This window comes from Marinibacterium sp. SX1 (assembly GCF_050389775.1).
Lineage (GTDB): Bacteria > Pseudomonadota > Alphaproteobacteria > Rhodobacterales > Rhodobacteraceae > Marinibacterium.
In genome coordinates, this window is the sequence record NZ_CP177144.1 from 2,757,785 (window position 1) to 2,774,916 (window position 17,132).

Genomic DNA, 17,132 nt, shown 5'->3' on the forward strand with positions numbered 1-17,132 from the left:
TGGACCTCGCCGCGCCGATGGGCCATATCCTTAAGTGCAAGATCCCGGAGAGATGCGATGTCCTTCAAGAACAAGCTCGTCCAAGCCCTCACCTGGTGGAACGGCCAGACGGTCGGCACCCAGATCTGGACCGCCCGGCACGGGCAGAAGGTCGGTGAGGACGGGCAGGGCAATGTGTTTTACAAGACCGCCAATGATGCCAAACGCTGGGTGATCTTCAACGGCGATATCGAGGCCACGCGCATCGATCCCGAATGGCATTCCTGGCTGCATCGCACCTCTGACGTGCCGCCCAGCGAACAGCCCCTGGCACACAAGCCCTGGGAAAAACCCCACCAGGAAAACCTGACCGGCACCGCGCTGGCCTATGCGCCCGCGGGCTCGATCCGCCGGGTCGATCCGGTCGAACGTTCCGATTACGAGGCCTGGAGCCCCGAATAATGTCCCATTCCGTGACCGAAATTTCCGTCGGCGCCGTTGTGCTGGCCGCCGCGGTGGGCTTTGCCGCCTATGCCACCCAGACCACCGGCCTGGGCGTGCGGGGCGGCGGCGCCTATGAACTCAGCGCCTCCTTCCGTTCGCTGGAAGGGGTCAGCGTCGGCACCGATGTGCGCCTGGCCGGCGTCAAGCTGGGAACCGTGACCGGCGTGCATCTCGACCCCGAAACCTATCGCGCGCGCACGACCTTCTCGGTGCAGCAGGGCGTCGAAATTCCCGATGACAGCGCCGTGGTGATTTCCTCCGAGGGCCTACTGGGCGGCAATTTTGTCGAGATCATGCCCGGCGGTTCGCCCTTTTTCTACGAGGCCGGCGACGAGGTCACCGATACCCAGGGCGCGGTCAGCCTGATCTCGCTGCTGGTGAAATTCGTGGCGGGCTCGGGGTCGTCCGAGTGATCCGCAGGGCGCTTGCACTGGGCCTGGCTGCCGTGCTGGGCGTCGCTGCGGTGCCCGGCGGGGCGCAGGATTACGCGGCCTCGGGCACCGGGGCCGAATTGCGCGCGCTGGACAAGGTCAGCGGCCAGACCATCGACATCGAAGTGCCCACGGGCCAATCGGCCCAGGCCTTTGGCCTGGTCGTCGAAATGGCCGAATGCCGCTATCCGTCCGACAACCCGACGGGCGATGCCTATGCCTTCCTGGTGATCCGGGGCGAGCGTTCGGAAGAGGCGCTGTTCGCCGGCTGGATGATCGCCTCGTCGCCCGCGCTGAACGCGCTGGACCATGCCCGTTACGATATCTGGGTGATGCGCTGTATCACGTCCTGAGGCGTGGGCACCGCCGGGCCGGTGAAATCCGACTGGCGCATCAGCGCATCGCGCAGCTTGCGGTGATAGCTCGCGCGTGAGATCTCTTCGGCGCCCAACGAGGCCAGGTGATCGGTGACAAATTGCGTGTCGAACAGGGTGAATCCGCCCTGGCGCAGCCGGTCGACCAGGTAGGCCAGCGCGATCTTGGACGCATCGGTGCGGCGCGAGAACATGCTTTCGCCGAAGAAGGCCGCGCCCAGCACCACGCCATAGACCCCGCCGACCAGTTCGTCACCGTCCCAGACTTCGAGCGAATGGGCATGGCCGCTGTCGAAGAGCGACAGGTAATGTGCCCGGATCTCGCCGTTGATCCAGGTTTCCGTCCGATCCGCGCAGCCGTCGACCACGCCGGCGAAATCCGTATTTATATCAATACGGTATTGCGCTTTCTTCAAGCGTCGCGCGAGGCTGCGAGAGATGTGGAACCGGTCCAGGGGAAAGACACCGCGCCGCTTGGGATCGACCCAGAAGATGTCGGGGTCTTCGCGATGTTCGGCCATGGGAAAGATGCCGATGGAATAGCCATGCAGCAAAAGTTCGGGGGTGAGGCTCATGACCTCGGCCCCCCGGCGCCGCCCGCGGGGCGGGCGGCGTGCGTGATCAGCCCTGGGCGCGCTGCGAATCCAGCCACGTTTCGAGCCAATGGATGTTGTAGTCGCCCGACTGAATGTCCGGCTCTTCCAGCAGCGCATCGAACAGCGGCACGGTCGTGTCGACGCCGTCGACGATCAGCTCGCCAAGGGCGCGCTTGAGCCGGGCCAGGGCTTCGTCCCGGTCGCGGCCATGCACGATCAGCTTGCCGATCAGGCTGTCGTAATAGGGCGGGATCGTGTAGCCGGCGTAAAGCGCGCTGTCCATCCGCACGCCCAGCCCGCCGGGCGCGTGATAGACCGACACCCGGCCCGGGCGGGGCGAGAAATCGGGCAGCTTTTCGGCATTGATGCGCACTTCGATCGAATGGCCGCGGATCGACAGGTCGTCCTGGCCGAAGGACATCGGCAGGCCGGCCGCCACGCGGATCTGTTCGCGCACCAGGTCGACATCAAAGATCGATTCGGTGACCGGGTGTTCGACCTGCAGCCGGGTGTTCATCTCGATGAAATAGAACTGGCCGTTTTCATAGAGAAATTCGATCGTGCCGGCGCCGATATAGTTGATCTTGGCCACGGCCTCGGCACAGATCCGGCCGATCTCGGCGCGTTCCTCGGGGGTGATGCAGGGGCCGGGGGCCTCTTCGAAAACCTTCTGGTGGCGCCGCTGCAGCGAACAATCGCGCTCGCCCAGGTGCACCGCCTTGCCCTTGCCATCGCCAAAGACCTGGATCTCGATGTGGCGCGGCGTGGTGAGGTATTTCTCGATATAGACCTCGTCGTTGCCAAAGGCCGCCTTGGCCTCGGCCCGCGCGGTCATGAAGGCGCTTTCGATTTGCTCGGCGCTTTCGGCCACTTTCATGCCCCGGCCGCCGCCGCCGGCGGTGGCCTTGATGATGACCGGATAGCCCATCTCGCCCGCCAGCTTGCGCGCGCTGTCCAGATCGGGCACGCCGCCGTCGGACCCGGGCACGCAGGGCACGCCCAGGGCCTTCATCGTGTCCTTGGCCGTGATCTTGTCACCCATGGTGCGGATGTGGTCGGCGGTGGGGCCGATGAAGGTCAGCCCGTGGTCCTGCACGATCTGCACGAAGGTCGCGTTTTCCGACAGGAAGCCATAGCCCGGGTGGATCGCCTCGGCGCCGGTGACCTCGCAGGCCGACATGATCGCGGGGATCGACAGGTAGGATTGCGGGCCCGGGGGCGGGCCGATGCAGACGCTTTCGTCGGCCATGCGCACATGCATCGCGTCGCTGTCGGCGGTGGAATGCACCGCCACGGTGGCGATGCCCATCTCGCGCGCGGCGCGGATCACGCGCAGGGCGATCTCGCCCCGGTTGGCGATCAGGATCTTGTTGAACATGCCCGCCTCACTCGATGATGACGAGCGGCGAGCCGTATTCGACCGACGCGCCGTCTTCGACGAGGATGCGCTTGACGGTGCCCGAGCGCGGCGCGGGAATGTGGTTCATAGTCTTCATGGCCTCGACGATCAGCAGCGTGTCGCCTTCGGAGACCTGGGCACCCACGGTGACAAAGGACGGCGCGCCCGGTTCGGGCTGCATGTAGACGGTGCCCACCATGGGCGAGGTCACGGCGCCGGGATGCGACGCGGGATCGGAGGCATCCGCGGCCGGTGCGGCCTCGGCGATGGCGGGGGCCGCTGCGGCGGGGGCGGCCGCCGGGGCATAGACCTGTGCCGGTGCGGGGGCCGCGATCGGGGCGGGCTGGGCACGGCTGACCCGGACGGCAAGGCTGTCGTCCTCGCCATAGTCGCGGGTGACCTCCAGCTCGGTCAGGTCGTTCTCTCGCAGAAGCTCTGCCAGGGCCTTGATAAAGGCCACATCCGAGATGTGCGTGTCTTTCGTCATGAATACCCTCAAGCGATATGTTCGGGCGCCGGCCGATAGGGGTTGCCCGCCTGTTGCGGGCTTATAGGCCAAGCTGTCGCCGGTGAAAAGCGTCCCCCCGCAGGGCGCAAGGATGGCGCGACGGGACCCGAAGGCAAGGGGGGCGGGCGGCATGCGGCGGAAATCCGGCACCGGGCGGCGGGGCGGCTTGGTCGGGCGGGGCGGCGCGTGTTAGCGTCGGTGGGCAAGCGACCCCGGGGGAGGAAAACCATGACGATGACGCTGCAGGTGGCCTATCCGGCGACGGAAGGAAGCCGGTTCGATTACGATTATTACTTCGACGTGCACATGAAGCTGGTCGAGGAGCATATGGGCGGGCAGATCCAGGAGGCCTTTGCCAGCCGCGGCGTGTCGGGGCCACCGGGCCAGCCGACGCCGTTTCATGCCATTGCAACCATGACCTTCGCCGACCAGGCGGCGCTGAACGCGGCGCTGGGGGCATCGGGGCCGGTGATGGAAGATATCCCGAATTTTACCGATTCCGTGCCCCTGATCATGATCGGACAGGTGGGCTGAACGTTGTCCCGGACAGGGCAGCTGCGCTGTCGATGGTCGGGGCGAGGCGGGTGAGCTGAGCGATAATCGGGCCAGCGCGGGACGGCTGTTCCGATGTCCGGAGTGAGGCGCGTGGGCTGTGCCGGCGCCTGGGTCGAGGTTGGTGGGCGGAGCGATGACCGGGCCGATGCAGGGCGGCTGTGCCAATGTCCGGGGTGAGGCGCGTGGGCTGTGCTAATGTCCGGGGTGAGGCGCGTGGGCTGTGCCGACGCCCGGGGCGATGCAGGTGGGCGGAGCGATACTCGGGCCGGTGCGGGGAGGCTGTGCCAATATCCGGGCTGAGGCGCGTGGGCTGTGCCGACGCCCGGGGCGATATAGGTGGACTGAGCGATGTTCGAGCCAGAACTGGTGGGGTGAACGGTAACCTGGCCGGGGCAGGTGGGCTGCGCGATATGCGGGCCAGGGCGTTTCGGATGGACCATATCCGGGGCGCAGCGGGAGGCCGGGCTTGTTTCCCCGGCGGCGGCCGGTTTGCGCGGCCGGTTCTCAGGGCGGAGGTTGGTTGCCGAGGCAGGGCCGGTTGCCGGGTCTATGCCGGCGCGGCGCCGGGCGAAAAGGGTGGACCGGCGCGCGGAACGCGCCGGCCCTGCTCTCGCGAGTGGTGTGGCGGATAGGTCAGATGGCCAGGTATTCGGCCCGCAATTCGTCGTTTTCCAGGACCTCGGCGGCGGTGCCGTCAAAGACGATGCCCCCGGTGTCCAGGATCACCGCGCGGTCGGCCAGTTCAAGCGCGCGCACGGCGTTCTGTTCGACGATGATGGTGGTCATGCCCTGTTCCTTGATGTGGATCAGGATCTTTTCGATCTCGTCGACGATGACCGGGGCCAGGCCTTCGTAAGGCTCGTCGAGTAGCAGCACCTTGATGTCGCGGGCGAGGGCCCGGGCGATGGCCAGCATCTGCTGTTCGCCGCCCGACAGCGTCACGCCTTCCTGCTTGCGGCGTTCGCCGAGGCGGGGGAAGAGGCCGTAGAGCCGGTCGAGCGACCAGCCGACGGGCGGGGCGATCTGGGCCAGCTGGAGGTTTTCCTCGACGGTCAGGCCGGGGATGATGCGCCGGTCCTCGGGCACCAGGCCCAGGCCGACGGTGGCGGCCTCGTGGCTTTTCATCTTGTGCAGGGGCTGGTGGTCCAGCCAGATTTCGCCGTGTCGCACCTCGGGATTGTCGAGCCGGGCGATGGAGCGCAGGGTCGTGGTCTTGCCGGCGCCGTTGCGGCCCAGCAGCGCCAGGATCTCGCCTTCGTGGACGTTGAAGGAAATGCCCTGCACGATGTAGCTTTCGCCGTAATAGGCATGCATGTCCCAGACCGACAGGAAGGCCGGGGCGGTGGTGGCCTGGTTGGCGTTCTTGGAGAAATCGGGTTTGACGTTCATCTCTGGTGTCCTCCGGGCTGAAGGAGGATGGGTTGAGACAACCCATCCTACGGGACGGTAGGCGCGGGACGGGGCGCGTTGCCCCATCCCGGCCGGTTCAGGCGCTTTCGCCCAGGTAGGCTTCGCGGACCTTGGGATTGCCGCGGATGTTCTGCGGCTCGTCCTCGACCAGGGGCGTGCCCTGGGCCAGGACAGTGATCCGGTCGGCCAGCGAGAAGACGACATGCATGTCGTGTTCGATGATGGCGATGGTGATGTCGCGCTGGTCCTTGATCTCTTTGAGCAGGTCGATGGTGTTGTTGGTATCGGCCCGGGCCATGCCGGCGGTGGGTTCGTCCAGCAGCAGCAGGCGCGGGTTCTGGCTGAGGCACATGCCGATCTCCAGCCGGCGCTTGTCGCCGCGCGACATGGCCGCGGCGTGCATGTGGCGCTTGTCGGCCATGTTCATGTCGACGAGCATGGCCTCGGCCGTTTCCAGCACGTCCTTCTGTTTCATGAACTGGCTCATGGCGTTGAGTTCGAAGGCGCCGTCGCGGGTGGCGAAACAGGGGATCATCATGTTTTCCAGCACGGTGAGATCGCCGAAGATCTCGGGCGTCTGGAACACCCGGCTGATGCCCATCTGGTTGATCTCGTAAGGCGTGCGGCCCAGGACCGAATGGCCGTCGAACATGACCGAGCCGGTGTCCGGGATCAGCTTGCCGACCAGGCAGTTCAGCAGGGTCGACTTGCCCGCGCCGTTCGGCCCGATGATGGCGTGCACGGTGTTTTCCTGGACCGAGAGGTTGACGTCGGTCAGGGCCTTGAGCCCGCCGAACCGCTTGCTGACGTCCTTGATGTCGAGAATGCCCATGCGCGGTGCTCCTTATTCGGCGGGTTTGGTGGAGGAGGCGGGGGTTTCGTCGTCGGCCGTTTTCCGGCCGCCTCGGATCCAGCGCAGCAGGCGCTGACCGCCTTCGACCAGGCCGCCGGGCAGGAAGATGACAACCAGCATGAACAGGATGCCCAGCGTCAGGTGCCAGCCCTTGCCGATGAACGGGTGGATGACGAAGACCATGGCGTTTTCAAGCCAGTCGGGCATGAAGGCGAACCATTGGTGCAGGACGTTGTCGTTGATCTTCGAGAAGATGTTCTCGAAATACTTGATGAAGCCCGCGCCCAGGATCGGGCCGATCAGCGTGCCGGCGCCCCCGAGGATGGTCATCAGCACAACCTCGCCCGAGGCGGTCCATTGCATCCGCTCGGCCCCGGCCAGGGGATCCATCGAGGCCATCAGCCCGCCGGCCAGCCCGGCATACATGCCCGAGATGACAAAGGCGGCCAGGGTGTAGGGCCGGGTGTTGAGCCCCGTATAGCCCATGCGCTGCTGGTTGGATTTCACCGCGCGCAGCATCAGGCCGAAGGGCGAGCGGAAGATGCGGATGGCCAGGTAGACCACGACCAGCATGACCACGGCACAGAAATAATACCCGGCGTTGAACTGGAAGAGCCAGGGCCCGACATCAAGCTTGTAGGTCGAATTCATCTCGATCCCGAAGAGATGGGGCACGATGGGGGCGTTTTCGCCCATCAGCACCTGGGGATCGTCGGTATAGACCTGAAGCCCGGTTTCACCGTTGGTGATGGGCGTCAGCACCGAATAGGCTAGGGCAAAGGACATCTGGGCAAAGGCCAGCGTCAGGATCGAGAAGTAGATGCCCGAGCGTCGCAGGCTGACATAACCGATGGCCAGGGCAAAGACGCCCGAGACGACGATGGCCAGCAGGATGCCGGGGATGATCGAATAGCCCAGCAACTTGAACATCCAGACCGTGGCATAAGAACCGATGCCCAGGAAGGCGGCATGACCGAAGCTGAGATAGCCGGTCAGGCCGAAGAGGATGTTGAAGCCCACGGCGAAGATCCCGAAGATCACGAAACGCTGCATCAGGTCGGGATAGCCGGCGTTGAACTGGGCCAGGCCCGAGCCTTCGGGGAAGGGGTTGAGGATGAAGGGCGCCAGCAGCGTCAGCACTGCGACGATGAGCAGGAGCGAGGTGTCTTTCTTGTCGAGACCGAACATGGCTTAGTCCTCCATCACGCCTTTGCGCCCCATCAGACCGCGCGGGCGGGTCAGCAGGACGATGATGGCAACGAGGTAGATGATGATCTGGTTGATGCCGGGAATGGTTGTCGTGGCCCAGGTCGTCGAGGCAAAGCTTTCCAGGATGCCCAGCAGGAACCCGGCCAGCACGGCACCGGGCAGCGAGCCCATGCCGCCGACAACGACAACCACGAAGCTGAGCACGAGGAAATCCATGCCCATGTGGTAGTTTGGCGGGTTGATCGGCCCGTACATCACCCCGGCCAGCCCGGCCACGGCCGCGGCCATGCCGAACATGATGGTGAACCGCCGGTCGATGTTGATGCCCAGCATGCCCACGGTTTCACGATCGGCCATGCCGGCCCGGACGACCATGCCGAAGGTCGTGAACTGGAGGAAGGCAAAGACCGCAAAGATGATCACGGCGGCAAAGCAGAAATAGACGATGCGCCAGATCGGGTAGGGCAGGTCGAGCCCGAAGGCCGCGCCGACATTGGCCACGCCCATCAGCGCGTCCGGCGGGGGCGTCTGGATCGGGTTGGCGCCGAACCACAGCTTGATGATCTCTTGCAGCACGATGGCCAGGCCGAAGGTCACCAGGATCTGGTCGGCATGGGGGCGCTTGTAGAAATGCTTGATCAGCCCGCGTTCCATGGCCAGGCCGATCAGGATCATGACCGGGATGGCCAGCAGGATCGACAGGGGCACCGCCCAGTCGATGATCGTGGCGCCCAGCTCGGGCCCGAACCAGGCCTCGACATAAGGTGTCTTGACCTTCAGCGGATTGCCCAGGAAATCGGTCTTGGTCTCGTCGATGGTTTCGAACGACAGGTTCAGCACCCGTTGCAGCGTCACCGCGCAGAAGGCCCCGATCATGAAGAGCGCGCCATGGGCGAAGTTGACCACGCCGAGCGTGCCGAAGATCAGTGTCAGGCCCAGTGCGATCAGCGCATAGGCCGAGCCCTTGTCGAGCCCGTTGAGGACTTGCAGCAGGATGGCGTCCATCATTGCCCCCGTATCTTGTGAATTGGCGACGAGGCGCTCTCCGGCCGGCGGGCCGGAGAGTCACCGATTGCGTCAATGCCTGTATTCCGTGAAGATTCCGTTCCGACCCGCGCAAAAGGCGGACCGGAACGGCCCGGTGACCGGGGCGATCAGGCGCCCGGGTTGCACGACCCGAGGTTGCCGCCGGCAAACATCGGGTGATCGGGGGCGTATTCAACCTGGCCGCGCGGCGTGATTTCCACGATTTCCAGCAGGTCGAATTCCGAGGTCGGGTTTTCCTTGCCCCTCACGACCAGCACGTCCTTGAAGCACTGGTGGTCCTCGGCGCGGTAGAGCGTCGGCCCGTTGCCCAGCCCGTCGAACTCGAACCCTTCCAGGGCCTCGGCCACGGCGCAGGGGTTGAACGACCCGGCGCGGGTAACGGCATCGGCATAGAGCAGGGTCTGCACGTAGCAGGTATGGGCGGCCTGGCTCGGCGGGAAGCCGTACTTGGTGCCAAAGGATTTCACGAAGGTCTTGGACCCGTCGTCGGGCAACGACCAGTGCCAGTTGGTCGAGCCGAAGATGCCCTTGACGTTCTCGCCGGCACCCCGAGCCATCAGGCGCGAATAGAGCGGCACGACGATTTCAAAGTTCTTGCCGTTGACGACCTTGTCGCGCAGGCCGAACTGCACGGCATTGGTCAGCGAGTTGACCATGTTGCCGCCGTAATGGTTCAGCACCAGCACATCCGCGCCCGAGTTCAGGACCGGCGCGATGTAGGACGAGAAATCGGTCGAGGCCAGCGGGGTCAGCACGTTGTTGACGGTTTCCCAGCCAAGCGCCTCGGTGGCGGCGGCGATGGATTCCTGCTGGGTCCAGCCCCAGGTGTAATCGGCCGTCAGGTGATAGGCCTTGCGGTCATTGCCGTAATTCGCGGCCAGCACCGGGGCCAGCGCGGCGCCCGACATGTAACCGTTGAAGAAATGGCGGAACCCGTTGGCTTTCTTGTCCTTTCCGGTGGTGTCGTTGGAATGGGTCAGCCCGGCCATGAAGATCACGCCGGCTTCCTGGCACAGGCCCTGCACGGCAATCGCCACGCCCGAGGACGAGCCGCCGGTGATCATCACCGCGCCGTCCTTCTCGATCATCGACTTGGCCGAGGCCCGGGCCGCGTCCGACTTGGTCTGGGTGTCGCCGGTGACGAACTCGACCTTCTTGCCCAGGATGCCAGTGCCGTCCAGGGCCTTGGACGAGAAGGTGCTCAGCATGCCGCCGTCGCCGCCGCCGTTGAGATGCTCGACGGCCAGTTCATAGGCCCGCAGCTCGTCCGCGCCCTCGTCGGCATATGCTCCGGTTTGCGGAACGTTGAAGCCCAGCGTCACGGTCGAACCGGTCGGTTCGTTGGTGAAAGCCGCGGCGGAGGATGCGGTGAAGATGGTCGGCAGGGCGACGCCGGCACCGGTGACCGCACCGGTCTTGAGGACACCACGACGGGTGACGTTCTGTTTGGACATGTATTCCTCCCTTGCGTGAATTGGGCGGTTCGGCTCCTCTTCCGCGCCGCCCAGGCACGATTGTGCGCCTTCAGTATTTGCACGGTCAGAAAATGACGCAATAAGTCCCTTGAAGGGCAGGAAAATTTTGTAAATAGATAAACAGAAAATCTGCGCGTCTGTAAAAAAGATTATGCTGCGCTGCAGAAAGCCGTTGAGAAGTCGTAGGAAAGGCAAAGGTTAACGATGGCACGGGAATCCCTGACGGGCAGCCGGATCCGCGAACGCCGTTCCATGGCCGGGCTGAAACAGGCCGACCTGGCCCGACAGATCGGCATTTCCGCGTCCTATCTCAACCTCATCGAGCACAACCGCAGGAGAATCGGCGGCAAGTTGCTTGTCAATATCGCCCAGGCGCTCGGGGTCGAGCCGTCGATGCTGACCGAAGGCGCCGAGGCCACGCTGATCGCCACGCTGCGCGAGGCGGCGGCCGATGCCGAGATCACCGCCGAGGAGACCGACCGGGCCGATGAATTCGCCGGGCGCTTCCCGGCCTGGGCCGAGGTGCTGGCCGGGGCGCACCGGCGGATCGCCTCGCTGGAGCGCACCGTGCAGATCCTCAGCGACCGGCTGACCCATGATCCCCATCTCGCGGCCTCGGTGCATGAATTGCTGTCCACGGCCGCGGCGATCCGGTCGACGGCCTCGATCCTGGCCGAGCCCGGCGAGCTGGAGCGGGAATGGCGCGACCGGTTCCACCGAAATCTCAACGAGGACAGCCTGCGGCTGGCCGAAAGCTGCAAGGCGCTGGTCGATTACCTCGATGAAAGCGGGGTGGCCGAAGAACGGCGCGGGGTGCCGCAGGAAGAGCTTGAGGCCTTTGTCGCGGCCAGCGCCTATCATTACCCCGCGCTCGAAGTGGCGGGGGCGCCGGTCGAGGCCTTGGTGCAGGACAGCCGCGAGCTGACCACCGGGGCGGCGCGCCAGATCGCGACGGACATGCTGACCCGCTATGCCGCCGACGCCCGGCGGATGCCGCTTGACCGGATGCGCGAGGCGCTCGACCGGGTGGGCTTCGCGCCCCTGGCCCTGGCCGAGGTCTTTGCCACCGACCTGGCGTCGGTGCTGCGCCGGCTGGCGGCGATGCCCGGCGACGTGCTGCCCGATCCGGCCGGGCTGGTGATCTGCGACGGGGCGGGCAGCCTGTTGTTCCGAAAGCCGGTCGATGGTTTCGCCGTCCCGCGGTTCGGCGCGACCTGTCCGCTCTGGCCGCTGTTCTCGGCCCTGGCCCGGCCCGCCGCGCCGCTGAAACGGCTGCTGACCCAGGAAGGCCGGGGGGCCGCGGTCTTTGATGCCTTTGCCATCTCCCAGCCCGTGGGCCAGCGCGAATTCAACCGCGATCCACTCTACCAGGCGACGATGCTGGTGCGCCGGGTGCCCGGCGGGCGGGCCGAAACCGCGCCCGATCCGGTGGGCAGCACCTGCCGGGTCTGCCCGCGCAGCGGCTGCCCGGCCCGGCGCGAGCCGTCGATCCTGAGCGAAGGGTTTTGACTTATGCCAATGCGGCCGGATAAGTTCCGGGCCAAAATTGGGCGTCAGCCGGGACAACCCGGCCAGCCCGGGGGAGGAGACACGCTGATGAGCCGGCACGTTCTGCTTATCGAGGATGAACCGAACATCATCGAGGCCATCCGATTCCTGCTGTCGCGCGACGGCTGGCGGGTGGATACCCATGCCGATGGCAGCGATGCGGTCGAGGTGATCCGCCGGGTGTCGCCCGACCTGGTGATCCTGGACATGATGCTGCCGGGCAAGAGCGGGATGGACATCCTGGCCGACCTGCGCGCGCTGGCCGATTTCCGCGATCTGCCGGTGCTGATGCTGACGGCCCGGGGCCAGTCGCGCGATCGCGACATGGCCGAACGGGCCGGGGTCAGCCGGTTCATGACCAAGCCGTTTTCCAATGCCGAGGTGCTGAGCGCCGTGCGCGACCTGGTGGCCGAGGCCCCGGGGCCGTGAGCGGGCCGGCGGGGCAAGGCGAAGGAGGCCCCGGACGGCCGGCCGCCGCCGATGGCGAGGCGGCCCCGGCCGGGGCCGATGAGCGGCCCCCGGCCCGTGCGGATGGGCGGGCAGCGACCGGCGCCGATGTGGGGCAGCCGGCCAGCGCGGCTGACCACCCCCCGGCCGCGCAATCCACCCTCGCCACCGACGACCGCCCGCCGGTCACCGCACGGGTCCGCCCGTCGATCTTCCTCGAACGCAGCAGCTACCGTCGCCGCCGCATGATGGATGCCGCGCGCATCCTGCCGATCCTGGGCGCGCTGCTCTTCCTCTTGCCCCTGCTCTGGCCCCAGCCTGATTACGGCGCGGCGGGCGTGCCGGCTTCGCGGGCCTTCATTTATGTCTTCGGCTGCTGGGCCGTGCTGATCCTGGTGGCCGGGCTGCTCAGCCATTCGGCCCGGCGCTGGCAAGACGAGGAAGCCCGCGAACCGGCCACCGGCGGCGGGCTCTGACGGGGCGGGCAGGGCATGGCATCGCTCAACATCCTGATCATCGTCTGCCTGGCCTATGTCGCCCTGCTGTTCACCGTGGCCTTCCTGGCCGACCGCCGGGCCCGGCGCGACAACACGCCCTGGCTGGGCTCGCCGCTGGTCTACACCCTGTCGCTGTCGATCTACTGCACGGCCTGGACGTTCTACGGCGCCGTCGGCTACGCCGCGTCGTCGGGGCTGGAATATGTCACCATCTACATCGGCCCGACCCTGGTCATGATCGGCTGGTGGTGGGGCCTGCGCAAGCTGGTGCGCATCGGGCGCAGCCAGCGGGTCACCTCGATCGCCGACCTGATCTCGGCCCGCTACGGCAAGTCGAACACCCTGGCCGTGCTGGTCACCATCCTGGCCGTCGTGGGCATCACCCCCTACATCGCCCTGCAATTGCAATCGATCACCCTGTCCTTCGGCATCTTCGCCGGCGCCGACGGGATGGATGCGGCCCAGGGCACGGCCCTGCGCGACGTGGCCGGGGGCACGACCTTCTGGGTGGCCGCCGGGCTGGCCGTCTTTGCCATCCTCTTCGGCACCCGCAACCTCGACGTCAACGAACGCCATTACGGCGTGGTCACGGCCGTCGCGCTGGAAGCCGTGGTCAAGCTGATCGCCCTGCTGGCCGTGGGCATCTTTGTCGTCTGGGGCGTGTCCGACGGCCTGGTCGACACGCTGGCCCGCATCGATGCCTCGGAAATCGGCGACTGGCGCATGGATGGCGGGCGCTGGACGACGATCACTTTCCTTGCCGCCGCCGCCTTTGTCTGCCTGCCCAGGATGTTCCAGGTCATGGTTGTCGAAAACGACGACGAACGCCACCTGCAGACCGCGGCCTGGGCCTTTCCGCTCTACCTGCTGCTGATGAGCCTCTTCGTCCTGCCCATCGCCGTGATCGGCCTGGACATCATGCCCGGCGGGGCCAATCCCGACCTCTTCGTCCTGTCGGTGCCCCTGGCCGAAGGCCGGGGCGGGCTGGCCATGCTGTCCTTCCTCGGCGGCTTTTCCTCGGCCACCTCGATGGTCATCGTCGCGGCCATGGCCCTGTCGACCATGGTGTCGAACCACGTGGTCATGCCGATCTGGTTCAGCCTGCGCCGGGGCGGGGCCAGCTTTTCCGGCGACGTGCGCAGCATCGTCCTGCAGGCCCGGCGGATCTCGATCGCCGGGATCATCGCCCTGGGCTATTTCTATTTCAAGCTGTCGGGCGGCGGCGTGGCCCTGGCCTCGATCGGCCTGGTGTCCTTTGCCGGCATCGCCCAGATCCTGCCGGCCCTGGTCGGCGGCATCTTCTGGCGCGGGGCCAGCCGGGCCGGGGCCATGGCCGGGCTGATCGTGGGCTTTGCCGTCTGGCTTTATACCGCCCTTCTGCCCGGCCTGGGCATCGGCGTCATGCCCCACGAGATCGTCTCGGCCGGGCCTTTCGGCATCGCCTGGCTGCGGCCCTATGCGCTCTTCGGCATCTCGGGGCTGGATCCGCTGGTGCATTCCGCCCTGTGGAGCCTGACCCTGAACACGGCCGTCTTCTGCCTGGTCTCGCTCTTTACCTTCCCCTCGCCGCTGGAACGGCTGCAGGGCGCGCAATTCGTCAATGTCTTCGATCATTCCGCCGGCCCGCGCGGCTGGACCCGCTCGGCCGCCCAGAGCGAGGACCTGATGATCATGTCCCAGCGGATCCTGGGCGCCGGCCAGGCCCAGGCCCTGTTCCAGCGCGAGGCCGAGCGCCAGGGCCTGCCCGGCCATCTGCCCGATCCGACGCCCGATTTCCTCAGCCGGCTGGAACGCGAGCTGGGCGGATCGGTCGGCGCGGCCACGGCCCATGCCATGGTCGGCCAGATCGTCGGCGGCTCGTCGGTGTCGGTCGAGGATCTCATGGCCGTGGCCAATGAATCGGCCCAGATCCTGGAATATTCCAACCAGCTCGAAGCCAAGTCGGCCGAGCTGGCCCGCACCGCCCGGCAATTGCGCGAGGCCAACGAGAAACTGACCCAGATCTCGTTGCAGAAGGACGGGTTCCTCAGCCAGGTCAGCCACGAGCTGCGCACGCCGATGACCTCGATCCGGGCGTTTTCCGAGATCCTGCGCGATCACGACGGTCTGCAGGCCGAGGACCAGAAGCGCTATGCCGCGATCATCCTCGACGAGGCCCTGCGCCTGACCCGGCTGCTTGACGACCTGCTCGATCTCAGCGTGCTGGAAAGCGGCCAGGTCAACCTGAACCTGCGCCAGGGCCTGTTGTGCGACGTGCTGGACCAGGCCGCGGCCACCGCCCTGACCGGGGCCGAACGGCCATTGACCGTGCACCGGCGGAGGGCCGACGAACAGGCCGATCTCTATACCGATCTCGACCGTCTGAAGCAGGTTTTCATAAATCTTGTCACGAATGCGCAGAAGTATTGTGACGCATCCAGCCCGACGCTGACGATATCGGTGCACATGATCGGCGGCCGCGTGGCGGTGGATTTCGTCGACAACGGCAGCGGAATCCCGGCTGATGCGCAATCCATGGTCTTCGAGAAATTCGCCCGCGTGGCGGCGGAAAAGGCCGGTGGGGCCGGGCTGGGCCTGTCGATCTGCCGCGAGATCATGACCCGCCTGGGCGGCGACATCGTCTACCTGCCCGATCGCGGCGGCGGGGCGTTCCGCGTGACCCTGCCCAAGATGCTGCAAGTTGCGGCACAATAGGTGGGGTCGGCCAAAGGGTCCGGCTAATCGGCCTGCGGTAATCGGATCGTAACCCTGTGGGGGCTAGGACTGGATCAACTCCGCGGCGGCCTGGTCCGTCGGTGGGGGAATCGTAGGCAGGACAAGGCAGCGGAGTTGGAATGGTGACGGGCGTCAGGCGCAAATTGGCCACCGGACGCGAAGCCGCGGCGCCGGCGGACCTGGCGCTGCTGCGCGCGTTCCGCAAGGCGTTGCCGCGTGTCGCCGACGAGACGTTCGGCCTGGCCCTGTCGCTGATCGGGGCGCATCAGCGGCGCATCGCCCTGGCCGACCTGTCCGAAGGTCTGGAAGACGGCTGGCTGCTGCTCAGCCTGTCGGCCCCGCCAATGGCCCGGGCCGGCGTGCTGATGGATCCGGTGCTGGTCTCGGCCCTGGTCCAGCACCAGACATTGGGCGCCGTGGCCAAGGAGATCTCTCCCGACCGGCGCCTGACCGGCACCGATGCGGCGCTGGCCGCGCCATTGATCGACGATCTGTTGAAAAAGCTGCGCGGGGCCACGCCTTACGCGGCGTTGCGGGTCGAACGGCGGATGCCCGACGTGCGCAGCCTGCTGTTGCCCTTCGATGCCGAAAGCTACCTGCGGGCCGAGCTGACCGTCGACGTGGCGGTGGGAATGCACCAGGGGCGGATGATCTTCCTGCTGCCCGATGCGCCGCCGCCCGAGCCTGACACCGTCGAACGCGAACCCGGCGAGCCGGTGCTGATGAAAGACACCGCCATGGCCGTTCATGCGGAGCTGCGCGCGGTTCTGGCCCGGGTGTCGCTGCCGCTGGATGTGCTCAACGGGTTGCGGCCGGGACAGGTTCTGCCGCTGGCCGAGGCGCGGATGGAAAAGACCGAGCTGGTGTCCATCGACGGTCGCCGCGTGGGTACGGGGCGGCTGGGCCAGGCCGACGGGTTCCGGGCGGTGCGGATCAATCCCCTCGGCCACAAGCCGCCGCCGCTCGAAGACAGTTTCACGGCCCATGGCGGCCGGTCCCCCGGGCGCATGGGCGAGATGGCGGGCCTGGGCGGTGGTCCGGGGGCGGCCATGGGGCCTGGCGACGATCTGGGTGGTTTCGGCGGGGGAGAACCCGGCGGCATCGGTGACCTGGGGATGATGGGTGATGCCGGGCCAGGGGGCGATGCCGGCATGCTGCCGGACCTGGGCGGGCTTGGCGGCGAGGATCCGGTCGACGGATTCTCGACCGAGGATGCCGCGGCCGAGATATCCGAGCTGGCCGGCCTGCCGTCACTGGGCGATGACGGTGGCCTGCCTGACCTGCCGGACCTGCCCGATCTGCCGGACCCGATGAACGAGCTGGCCGAGCCCATGACCGGTCTGCCCGACCTGGATGGCAACGGGCGATAGGCCGGGCAGGGGCAGGGCGAAAGGTGAGGCAACCGCTTGACACGGCATGGCCCCCGCGTTTGTCGCTCAGGGCTCAGGGCTCAGGGCTCAGGGCTCAGGGCTCAGGGCTCAGGGCTCAGGGCTCAGGGCTCAGGGCTCAGGGCTCAGGGCTCAGGGCTCAGGGCTCAGGGCTCAGGGCTCAGGGCTCAGGGCTCAGGGCTCAGGGCTCAGGGCTC

General features: G+C 66.6%; 17 protein-coding genes. 9 read left to right on the forward strand and 8 right to left on the reverse strand.

The genetic code is table 11. The features are described from left to right. The first annotated feature begins 57 nt into the window (after window positions 1-57). The 3 genes from ACK3BB_RS12385 to ACK3BB_RS12395 are packed head-to-tail and all read left to right on the forward strand — an operon-like array spanning window position 58 to window position 1,267. A complete protein-coding gene (locus tag ACK3BB_RS12385; RefSeq protein ID WP_428924951.1) occupies window positions 58-441 on the forward strand; it encodes an NADH:ubiquinone oxidoreductase subunit NDUFA12 in 384 nt (127 codons plus the stop codon). Beyond that, on the forward strand, window positions 441-896 hold the full coding sequence (gene mlaD, locus ACK3BB_RS12390) for an outer membrane lipid asymmetry maintenance protein MlaD (protein WP_428924952.1): 456 nt from the start codon (window positions 441-443) through the stop codon (window positions 894-896). Before ACK3BB_RS12385 ends, mlaD begins: the two co-directional genes overlap by 1 nt. Beyond that, complete coding sequence (locus tag ACK3BB_RS12395; protein WP_428928730.1) at window positions 896-1,267, forward strand: DUF2155 domain-containing protein; 372 nt, start codon at window positions 896-898, stop codon at window positions 1,265-1,267. The genes mlaD and ACK3BB_RS12395 overlap by 1 nt, the downstream gene beginning before the upstream one ends. Here the strand turns inward: ACK3BB_RS12395 and aat are convergent. From aat to accB, 3 genes are read right to left on the reverse strand one after another with little or no spacing between them, the layout of a single operon-like run. Then, window positions 1,231-1,863 (reverse strand): leucyl/phenylalanyl-tRNA--protein transferase, encoded by a 633-nt coding sequence (gene aat / locus ACK3BB_RS12400; protein WP_428924953.1) that lies wholly within the window; start codon window positions 1,861-1,863, stop codon window positions 1,231-1,233. The genes ACK3BB_RS12395 and aat overlap by 37 nt on opposite strands. Window positions 1,864-1,909: 46 nt before the next feature. After that, entirely contained in the window at window positions 1,910-3,262 is a 1,353-nt protein-coding gene (accC, locus tag ACK3BB_RS12405) for an acetyl-CoA carboxylase biotin carboxylase subunit (RefSeq protein WP_428924954.1), read from the reverse strand. A gap of 7 nt (window positions 3,263-3,269) precedes the next feature. Further along, window positions 3,270-3,770, reverse strand: coding sequence for an acetyl-CoA carboxylase biotin carboxyl carrier protein (accB, locus tag ACK3BB_RS12410; protein WP_428924955.1), 501 nt, complete (start codon window positions 3,768-3,770; stop codon window positions 3,270-3,272). 249 nt (window positions 3,771-4,019) lie between these two features. Between accB and ACK3BB_RS12415 the strand changes: the two genes are divergently transcribed. After that, the gene (locus tag ACK3BB_RS12415; RefSeq protein ID WP_428924956.1) at window positions 4,020-4,325 is read left to right on the forward strand and encodes an EthD family reductase; all 306 of its coding nucleotides are present in this window, start codon (window positions 4,020-4,022) and stop codon (window positions 4,323-4,325) included. A 654-nt stretch (window positions 4,326-4,979) separates the two neighbouring features. Here ACK3BB_RS12415 and ACK3BB_RS12420 read toward each other — a convergent pair. From ACK3BB_RS12420 to ACK3BB_RS12440, 5 genes are all read right to left on the reverse strand, one after another. Next, complete coding sequence (locus ACK3BB_RS12420) at window positions 4,980-5,735, reverse strand: ABC transporter ATP-binding protein (protein ID WP_428924957.1); 756 nt, start codon at window positions 5,733-5,735, stop codon at window positions 4,980-4,982. A 97-nt stretch (window positions 5,736-5,832) separates the two neighbouring features. Continuing rightward, entirely contained in the window at window positions 5,833-6,588 is a 756-nt protein-coding gene (locus ACK3BB_RS12425) for an ABC transporter ATP-binding protein (protein ID WP_428924958.1), read from the reverse strand. A 12-nt stretch (window positions 6,589-6,600) separates the two neighbouring features. After that, entirely contained in the window at window positions 6,601-7,797 is a 1,197-nt protein-coding gene (locus ACK3BB_RS12430) for a branched-chain amino acid ABC transporter permease (protein ID WP_428924959.1), read from the reverse strand. Between the two features lie 3 nt (window positions 7,798-7,800). After that, a complete protein-coding gene (locus tag ACK3BB_RS12435; RefSeq protein WP_428928731.1) occupies window positions 7,801-8,823 on the reverse strand; it encodes a branched-chain amino acid ABC transporter permease in 1,023 nt (340 codons plus the stop codon). A gap of 149 nt (window positions 8,824-8,972) precedes the next feature. Then, window positions 8,973-10,319: a substrate-binding protein gene (locus ACK3BB_RS12440; protein WP_428924960.1), complete on the reverse strand. Its 1,347-nt coding sequence runs from the start codon at window positions 10,317-10,319 to the stop codon at window positions 8,973-8,975. A 225-nt stretch (window positions 10,320-10,544) separates the two neighbouring features. Here ACK3BB_RS12440 and ACK3BB_RS12445 point away from each other — a divergent pair, with 225 nt between their 5' ends. The 5 genes from ACK3BB_RS12445 (at window position 10,545) to ACK3BB_RS12465 (ending at window position 16,917) form a co-directional block, all read left to right on the forward strand. After that, window positions 10,545-11,849, forward strand: a complete 1,305-nt coding sequence (locus ACK3BB_RS12445) for a helix-turn-helix domain-containing protein (protein WP_428924961.1) — start codon at window positions 10,545-10,547, stop codon at window positions 11,847-11,849. A gap of 87 nt (window positions 11,850-11,936) precedes the next feature. Further along, entirely contained in the window at window positions 11,937-12,317 is a 381-nt protein-coding gene (locus tag ACK3BB_RS12450) for a response regulator transcription factor (protein WP_428924962.1), read from the forward strand. A 128-nt stretch (window positions 12,318-12,445) separates the two neighbouring features. Further along, the gene (locus tag ACK3BB_RS12455; RefSeq protein ID WP_428924963.1) at window positions 12,446-12,811 is read left to right on the forward strand and encodes a hypothetical protein; all 366 of its coding nucleotides are present in this window, start codon (window positions 12,446-12,448) and stop codon (window positions 12,809-12,811) included. Between the two features lie 15 nt (window positions 12,812-12,826). Then, window positions 12,827-15,526 (forward strand): ATP-binding protein, encoded by a 2,700-nt coding sequence (locus tag ACK3BB_RS12460; RefSeq protein WP_428924964.1) that lies wholly within the window; start codon window positions 12,827-12,829, stop codon window positions 15,524-15,526. 164 nt (window positions 15,527-15,690) lie between these two features. Beyond that, on the forward strand, window positions 15,691-16,917 hold the full coding sequence (locus ACK3BB_RS12465; RefSeq protein ID WP_428924965.1) for a FliM/FliN family flagellar motor C-terminal domain-containing protein: 1,227 nt from the start codon (window positions 15,691-15,693) through the stop codon (window positions 16,915-16,917). Window positions 16,918-17,132 lie beyond the last annotated feature (215 nt).

Bases quoted from the DNA above. Each gene is read 5' to 3' on its own strand.
- ACK3BB_RS12385 (WP_428924951.1), top strand. From the start codon at position 58: ATGTCCTTCAAGAACAAGCTCGTCCAAGCCCTCACCTGGTGGAACGGC.
- mlaD (WP_428924952.1), top strand. From the start codon at position 441: ATGTCCCATTCCGTGACCGAAATTTCCGTCGGCGCCGTTGTGCTGGCC.
- aat (WP_428924953.1), bottom strand. From the start codon at position 1,863: ATGAGCCTCACCCCCGAACTTTTGCTGCATGGCTATTCCATCGGCATC.
- accC (WP_428924954.1), bottom strand. From the start codon at position 3,262: ATGTTCAACAAGATCCTGATCGCCAACCGGGGCGAGATCGCCCTGCGC.
- accB (WP_428924955.1), bottom strand. From the start codon at position 3,770: ATGACGAAAGACACGCACATCTCGGATGTGGCCTTTATCAAGGCCCTG.
- ACK3BB_RS12415 (WP_428924956.1), top strand. From the start codon at position 4,020: ATGACGATGACGCTGCAGGTGGCCTATCCGGCGACGGAAGGAAGCCGG.
- ACK3BB_RS12420 (WP_428924957.1), bottom strand. From the start codon at position 5,735: ATGAACGTCAAACCCGATTTCTCCAAGAACGCCAACCAGGCCACCACC.
- ACK3BB_RS12425 (WP_428924958.1), bottom strand. From the start codon at position 6,588: ATGGGCATTCTCGACATCAAGGACGTCAGCAAGCGGTTCGGCGGGCTC.
- ACK3BB_RS12430 (WP_428924959.1), bottom strand. From the start codon at position 7,797: ATGTTCGGTCTCGACAAGAAAGACACCTCGCTCCTGCTCATCGTCGCA.
- ACK3BB_RS12435 (WP_428928731.1), bottom strand. From the start codon at position 8,823: ATGGACGCCATCCTGCTGCAAGTCCTCAACGGGCTCGACAAGGGCTCG.
- ACK3BB_RS12440 (WP_428924960.1), bottom strand. From the start codon at position 10,319: ATGTCCAAACAGAACGTCACCCGTCGTGGTGTCCTCAAGACCGGTGCG.
- ACK3BB_RS12445 (WP_428924961.1), top strand. From the start codon at position 10,545: ATGGCACGGGAATCCCTGACGGGCAGCCGGATCCGCGAACGCCGTTCC.
- ACK3BB_RS12450 (WP_428924962.1), top strand. From the start codon at position 11,937: ATGAGCCGGCACGTTCTGCTTATCGAGGATGAACCGAACATCATCGAG.
- ACK3BB_RS12460 (WP_428924964.1), top strand. From the start codon at position 12,827: ATGGCATCGCTCAACATCCTGATCATCGTCTGCCTGGCCTATGTCGCC.